Here is a 5,818-nt window from a genome sequence, read left to right on the forward strand (position 1 = left end):
GCCCGTCGGTGATGGGCACCGGGCCGGCCTTCGACATCGAGATGCGCGTCGGCGCCGGCGCCTATGTCTGCGGCGAGGAGACGGCGCTGCTCGAAAGCCTCGAAGGCAAGCGCGGCCAGGTCCGCGCCAAGCCGCCGCTGCCGGCGCACAAGGGCTTCATGGATCGCCCGACGGTGATCAACAACATCATCTCGATCACCTCGGTCCCGGTGATTCTCGCCGAGGGCGCCGAGCAGTACAAGAATTTCGGCACCGGCCGCTCGCGCGGCACGATCCCGATCCAGATCGCCGGCAACGTCAAGTTCGGCGGCCTTTACGAGACGGCCTTCGGCCTGACGCTCGGCGAGATCGTCGACGGCATCGGCGGCGGCACGGCCTCGGGCCGGGCGGTCCGCGCGGTCCAGGTCGGCGGCCCGCTCGGCGCCTATTTCCCGCGCGAGCTGTTCGACACGCCGTTCGACTACGAGGCGTTTGCCGCCCGCGACGGGCTCATCGGCCATGCCGGTCTGGTGGTGTTCGACGAGAGCGTCGACATGCTGAAGCAGGCGCGCTTCGCCTTCGAGTTCTGCGCCATCGAATCCTGCGGCAAGTGCACGCCGTGCCGGATCGGCTCGACCCGGGGCGTCGAAACCATCGACAAGATCCGCCGTGGCGAACGCGTTAGTGAAAACATCGCCGTTCTGGAAGATCTGTCGAACACCATGAAGTTCGGTTCGCTCTGTGCGCTTGGCGGCTTCACGCCGTATCCGGTGATGAGCGCGCTGAAACACTTTCGCGAAGATTTCGGGCCCGCGCCCCAGGTCCAGGCAGCAGAATAACTATGTACGCACGCGCCCCATACTCCGTCATTGCGAGCCAGCGAAAGTCGCCGAAGGCGCTTTTCGCTGAGCGAAGCAATCCAGAAGGCCGCAAGGGAAGACTGGATTGCTTCGTCGCAACGGCTCCTCGCAATGACGGCTGTGGGTTCTGCGGATCATCTCAGACATTTACGACTTCTCAGTCTTAAAAGGAGCACATCATGTCGCTCATTCATGAAATCGATTTCGGTACCCCGCGCTCCAAGTCTGAGAAGATGGTCACGCTGACCATCGACGGCCAGAGCATTTCGGTGCCCGAGGGCACCTCCATCATGCGCGCCGCCATGGAGATGGGTACGCAGATCCCGAAGCTGTGCGCCACCGACATGGTCGACGCGTTCGGCTCCTGCCGCCTCTGTCTAGTCGAGATCGAGGGCCGCGCGGGCACGCCGGCCTCCTGCACCACGCCGGCCATGGAAGGCCTGGTGGTTCACACCCAGAACGAGCGGCTGAAGAAGCTGCGCAAGGGCGTGATGGAGTTGTACATCTCCGACCATCCGCTGGACTGCCTGACCTGCGCTGCGAACGGCGATTGCGAATTGCAGGACATGGCCGGCGCGGTCGGCCTGCGCGATGTGCGCTATGGCTATGATGGCGAGAACCACGTCTTCGCCAAAACGCATAACCATTCCCACGATCACTCGCCGCACGATTGCGAGAACGATCACTGGATGGCGAAGGACGACAGCAATCCGTACTTCACCTACGATCCCTCGAAGTGCATCGTCTGCTCGCGCTGCGTCCGCGCCTGCGAGGAAGTGCAGGGCACTTTCGCGCTGACCATTTCCGGTCGCGGCTTCGAGAGCCGCGTCTCGCCCGGCATGAATGAGAGCTTCCTCGGCTCGGAATGCGTATCCTGCGGCGCCTGCGTGCAGGCCTGCCCGACGGCGACCCTGACCGAGAAGGCCGTGATCGAGATCGGCCAGCCCGAACATTCCGTCGTCACCACCTGCGCCTATTGCGGCGTCGGCTGCACCTTCAAGGCGGAAATGCGCGGCGAGGAAGTGGTGCGCATGGTGCCGTACAAGGACGGCAAGGCCAATCGCGGTCATTCCTGCGTCAAGGGCCGCTTCGCCTGGGGCTATACCAACCACAAGGAGCGCATCCTCAACCCGATGGTCCGCGAGAAGATCACCGACCCCTGGCAGGAAGTGTCGTGGGACGAGGCGTTCAATTTTGCGGCCAAGAAGTTCAAGGGCATCCAGGCCAAATATGGCCGCGATTCGATCGGCGGCATCACCTCGTCGCGTTGCACCAATGAAGAAGTCTTCGTGGTGCAGAAGCTGATCCGCGCCGGCTTTGGCAACAACAACGTCGATACCTGTGCCCGCGTCTGCCATTCGCCGACCGGCTACGGCCTGTCCTCGACCTTCGGCACCTCGGCCGGCACCCAGGATTTCGACTCGGTGGAAGACACCGACGTCGTCATGATCATCGGCGCCAACCCGACCGACGGCCATCCGGTGTTCGCCTCGCGGCTGAAGAAGCGGCTGCGCGCCGGCGCTAAGCTCATTGTTGTGGATCCGCGCCGCACCGACATCGTGCGCTCCGCCCATATCGAGGCGCAGCACCATCTGCCTTTGATGCCCGGCACCAACGTCGCGGTGCTCACCGCCATCGCCCATGTCATCGTCACCGAAGGCCTCGCCGACGAGACTTTCATCCGCGAGCGCTGCGACTGGAGCGAGTTCGAGGACTGGGCGGCATTTGTTGCGCAGCCCAACCACTCGCCCGAAGCCACCGCGATCATGACCGGCGTCGATCCGAAGGAGCTGCGCGAAGCGGCGCGTTTGTTCGCCACCGGTGGCAACGGCGCGATCTATTACGGGCTCGGGGTCACCGAGCACAGCCAGGGTTCGACCACGGTGATCGCGATCGCCAACCTCGCGATGGTAACCGGCAATATCGGCCGTCCCGGCGTCGGCGTGAACCCGCTGCGCGGCCAGAACAACGTGCAGGGCGCCTGCGACATGGGCTCATTCCCGCACGAGCTGCCCGGCTATCGCCACATCTCCGGCGATGCGGTGCGCGAGCAGTTCGAGGCGATGTGGAACGTCAAGCTCAACGACGAGCCCGGCCTGCGCATTCCCAACATGTTCGATGCCGCGATGGACGGCACCTTCATGGGCCTCTACGTGCAGGGCGAGGACATCCTGCAGTCCGATCCCAACACCAAACACGTCGTCGCCGCGCTGTCGGCGATGGAGTGTGTCATCGTCCATGACCTGTTCCTCAACGAGACCGCGAACTATGCGCATGTGTTCTTCCCGGGCTCGACCTTCCTGGAGAAGAACGGCACCTTCACCAATGCCGAACGCCGCATCCAGCGCGTCCGCAAGGTGATGTCGCCGAAGAACGGCCTGGAAGACTGGGAAGTCACTCTCGGCTTCGCCAAGGCGCTGGGCTACGAGATGAAGTACAACCACCCGTCCGAGATCATGGACGAGATCGCGGCGCTGACGCCGACCTTCGCCGGCGTGTCCTACGCCAAGCTGGAGGAAATGGGCTCGGTGCAGTGGCCGTGCAACGAGAAGCAGCCATTGGGCACCCCGGTGATGCACATCGACGGCTTCGTGCGCGGCAAGGGCAAGTTCATGCTCACCGAATACGTCGCCACCGACGAGCGCACCGGACCGCGCTTCCCGCTGCTGCTCACCACCGGCCGCATCCTCAGCCAGTACAATGTCGGAGCCCAGACGCGGCGCACCGAGAATGTGGTCTGGCATCAGGAGGACCGGCTGGAGATGCATCCGCACGACGCCGAGATGCGCGGCGTGCGCGACGGCGACTGGTGCCGGCTGCAGAGCCGCGCCGGCGAGACCACGTTGCGCGCGCTGATCACCGAGCGCGTCGCGCCAGGCGTGGTCTATACGACGTTCCACCATCCGACGACGCAGGCCAACGTCATCACCACCGAGTTTTCGGACTGGGCCACCAACTGTCCGGAATACAAGGTGACGGCGGTGCAGATCTCGCCGTCCAACGGGCCGTCGGAATGGCAGAAGGAATATGACGAGCAGGCGCGGCAGTCGCGCCGCATCGCCATGCCGGTGGTGGAAGCCGCGGAGTAGCCATGCACGACCCGGTACGCTCGGTTTCGCGAAAAATCTGGCGCCGTGACGGCGCCAGCACGGGCGTACGCGCGGTGCCGGAAGAGACCGCGCTGGCGATCACCTATAATGGCGGCACCTATGCCGTGATGATGGGAACGCCCGACAACCTGCGCGACTTCGCCGTCGGCTTCAGCCTCAGCGAAGGCGTGGTGAAGTCGGCGGACGAGATCCAGTCGTTCGAGGCCGTCGCCTTCGACGATGGCATCGAGCTGCGGATGTGGCTCGCGTCCGACACCGCCGAGGGCATCAGCGCGCGGCGCCGGCAGATCGCCGGACCGACCGGCTGCGGTCTGTGCGGCATCGATTCGATTGCCGAGGCGGTGAAGCCCGCGGCGATCGTCGGGCCGGGCAGGGCGTTTTCACCAGAGCAGATCATGGCGGCGATGGCATCGCTGGCGCCGCTGCAAAAGATCAACATCGAGACCCGCGCCGTCCACGCCGCGGCGTTCTGGACGCAGGTGCGCGGCATCCTCTGCCTGCGCGAGGACGTCGGCCGCCACAACGCGCTCGACAAGCTGGCCGGCGCGCTCTCGCGTGCCAGCGTCGATGCGTCGGAAGGCATGGTGCTGCTGACCAGCCGCGTCTCCGTCGAGATGGTGCAGAAGACCGCCGCGATCGGCGCGTCGGTAATGGTGTCGGTATCGGCGCCCACCGCGCTCGCCATCCGCCTGGCCGAATCCGCCAACATCACGCTGGTCGCCATCGCCCGCGCCGACGGCTTTGAAATCTTCACCCATCCGCACCGCGTCGCGACAGACGTGGCGGCGCAGGAAAACCACCATGCACACATCGACGTCGCCTGACCGACTGATCTACATGGCCAACCAGATCGGCACTTTCTTCAATAGCCAGGGCGTGGCGAAGGCCGTGCCGGGGATCACCGAGCACATCCGAAAATTCTGGGATCCGCGCATGCGCAAGCAGATCATGGCGCATCTCGACGCCGGCGGCGAAGGGCTTGATCCGAACGTGAAAGATGCGCTCGCCGCGTTGAAGAACTGAGGCGCTCTCTTCACCTCTCCCCGCTCTTCCGCGGGGAGAGGTCGAAGCCTCGCGCCAGCGAGACTTCGGGTGAGGGGCCGCCTGTGTTTCACTCGATAGTCCCCTCACCCGGAGCCGAGCTGACGCTCGGCTCCGACCTCTCCCCGCGGAAGAGCGGGGAGAGGTGAACACATCCCATCCCCGGCCCCAATCTTGCAACGCTGCTGCTCTGGGCCATCAACTGGCCCGCCATCCCCCTGGGTGGCGCAACTGGAGCGCGTGATGAAGAATGTTTTACGGTGGTCGTGGGTTGCTGCGACGGTATGGATGTCGTGTGCGGCGCACGCCGAGGACGCGGCCAGCTGGCCCTCGCACCTGATCAAGGCCACCATCCCGTTCGGCGCCGGCAGCGCCACCGACGTAGTGCCGCGGCTGTTTTTCGATCGCCTGAGCGCCGAGCTCGGCCAGCCGATCGTGGTCGAAAACCGCGTCGGCGCCGGCGGCACGCTGGGCACCGGGGCGGTGGCGAAGGCAGAACCCGACGGCTATACCTTGCTGGCGCATTCGGCGGCGCTGACGATCGCGCCGGCGATCTTTCCCAACCTGACCTATGACATCCCGCGCGACCTGTCGTCGGTGCTGATGATCGGCTCGAACTCCAACGTCATGATCGTGCCGATGTCGCGGCCGTGGAAGACCGTACAGGATTTCGTAGCCGCGGCCAAAGCCAACGGCTCGCAGATCAATTTCGGCTCGGTGGGGGTCGGCAGCGCGGTGCATATCAGCGCCGAGAAATTCCGTCTCGCCGCCGGTTTCGAGGCCACCCATGTGCCGTATCGCGGCGGCCCCGAAGTGATCACCGACATT

The 5,818-nt window shown here is 65.0% G+C and carries 5 protein-coding genes; all 5 read left to right on the plus strand.

The window, feature by feature from the left end:
* Positions 1 to 818, plus strand: an 818-nt coding sequence (locus tag JWR89_RS23115; protein ID WP_299720477.1) for an NADH-ubiquinone oxidoreductase-F iron-sulfur binding region domain-containing protein, incomplete at its 5' end; no start/stop codon positions are given.
* A gap of 200 nt (positions 819 to 1,018) precedes the next feature.
* Positions 1,019 to 3,928: a formate dehydrogenase subunit alpha gene (gene fdhF, locus JWR89_RS23120; protein ID WP_299720479.1), complete on the plus strand. Its 2,910-nt coding sequence runs from the start codon at positions 1,019 to 1,021 to the stop codon at positions 3,926 to 3,928.
* Positions 3,929 to 3,930: 2 nt separating this feature from the next.
* Positions 3,931 to 4,773 carry a formate dehydrogenase accessory sulfurtransferase FdhD gene (fdhD, locus tag JWR89_RS23125; RefSeq protein ID WP_299720481.1) on the plus strand — a complete coding sequence of 281 codons (843 nt, stop codon included), beginning with the start codon at positions 3,931 to 3,933 and terminating at the stop codon, positions 4,771 to 4,773.
* Between the two features lie 13 nt (positions 4,774 to 4,786).
* A complete protein-coding gene (locus tag JWR89_RS23130) occupies positions 4,787 to 4,972 on the plus strand; it encodes a formate dehydrogenase subunit delta (protein ID WP_299720483.1) in 186 nt (61 codons plus the stop codon).
* Positions 4,973 to 5,233: 261 nt separating this feature from the next.
* Positions 5,234 to 5,818 (plus strand): tripartite tricarboxylate transporter substrate-binding protein (locus JWR89_RS23135; RefSeq protein ID WP_299720485.1); only part of this gene is annotated, 585 nt, incomplete at its 3' end.

Origin of the sequence: Tardiphaga sp., from assembly GCF_028290785.1 — a bacterium.
GTDB lineage: Bacteria > Pseudomonadota > Alphaproteobacteria > Rhizobiales > Xanthobacteraceae > Tardiphaga.

Bases quoted from the DNA above. Each gene is read 5' to 3' on its own strand.
- fdhF (WP_299720479.1), top strand. From the start codon at position 1,019: ATGTCGCTCATTCATGAAATCGATTTCGGTACCCCGCGCTCCAAGTCT.
- fdhD (WP_299720481.1), top strand. From the start codon at position 3,931: ATGCACGACCCGGTACGCTCGGTTTCGCGAAAAATCTGGCGCCGTGAC.
- JWR89_RS23130 (WP_299720483.1), top strand. From the start codon at position 4,787: ATGGCCAACCAGATCGGCACTTTCTTCAATAGCCAGGGCGTGGCGAAG.